This is a genomic window from Marinitenerispora sediminis, from assembly GCF_003336425.1.
Taxonomy (GTDB): Bacteria; Actinomycetota; Actinomycetes; order Streptosporangiales; family Streptosporangiaceae; genus Marinitenerispora; species Marinitenerispora sediminis.
The window spans coordinates 1-1132 of sequence record NZ_QEIO01000316.1 but is presented as its reverse complement, the minus strand read 5'-3'; the positions used below and the strand labels follow the sequence as shown (position 1 = coordinate 1132).

General features: G+C 75.6%; 1 protein-coding gene. It reads right to left on the bottom strand.

Annotation, left to right across the window (positions count from 1 at the left end):
• Nucleotides 1-1024: DUF4132 domain-containing protein (locus DEF28_RS26560; protein WP_114446269.1), on the bottom strand; the 1024-nt coding region annotated here is incomplete at its 3' end.
• Nucleotides 1025-1132: the final 108 nt, after the last annotated feature.

The window sequence follows — 1132 nt, the reverse complement described above, 5'->3', positions numbered from 1 at the left end:
CGGCGGGCGGGTCGGCGGTGATGCCGTCGGCGCGCAGCAGGGCGTCGCGGGTGCGGCGAGGGCGTTCGCGGGGCGCGGGGGCGGCCGGGGCGCCGGTCTCGGCGGCGAGGTCGCGGCGGCTGCGGTTGCGGGCGCAGAAGCGCTGGTACTCCTCGGCGGCGCCGGGCTGGTCGTCCTCGTGCACGGTGCGGTTGGTGTAGAGGGTGGTGAGGATGCGGATGCCCTCGGACCAGGCGATGTCGCCGATGGCGCGGGCGGAGGGGGTCCAGGTGAGGCCGTTGAGGTAGGTGGAGCTCTGCGGGCCCTGCCAGCGCAGGGAGACGGTGACGCCGATGGGATCGTCGTCGTGGACGGTGAAGTGGGCGGCCTCGCCGCGGATGCGTCCGCCCAGCCGGATCACCTGCTGTTCGAGCTGGGAGCCCCATTCGTACTCGGCGAAGGCGAAGGCGTCGACGGCGGTGGCGTCGCGGTCCATGTCGGCGGGGCGGAGCCAGACGTCGCGCATGAGCTGGGCGATGTCCTGGTCGGCGCCCAGTTCGACGGCGAGTTCCCGCCAGGCGGTGAGGTCGTCGCCGAGCAGGACGGGGTGGACGACGCAGACGGCGGCGGCGTCGGTCCACAGCGTCTCGCCGTCGAGGTCCACGAGGCCGGTGCCGCGGGTGCCGTCCACGGAGCGGAGCAGCCCGCACCGGGTGAGGTCGGGGCGGTCGTCGGCGGCGGGGGCGACGACGAGGTCGGTGAGGGTGCGCCGCCACACGGGGTCGGGCCAGACCGCGCGCAGCAGGGTGGCGGGGACGGGCAGCGAGCGCAGCATCCACGTCTCGGCGGTGGCGCGGACGGTTCTCTCGTGGTCGGCGAGCCAGGCGCACAGTTCGGTGAGCGGGGCGACGTCGGGCTGCTTGCGGAGCTTCGCGGGTACGCGGGCGAGGTCGCGGCCCTTGGCGTTGCGGCAGGCGAGGGCGGCCGCGCGGCCGCTGCCGCGCACCGTGACCTGGTAGCCGTCGCTGACCGTGATCCACCCCATGTCGTCTCCGTCCCCGTCCGGCGGTCTGTCCGTGCCCGATCTTGGACGGCGGCGGGGACATTCCGGTTGCGCGGGATCGCGGAGTGCGGGGGCGGGCCGGCGCGGGCC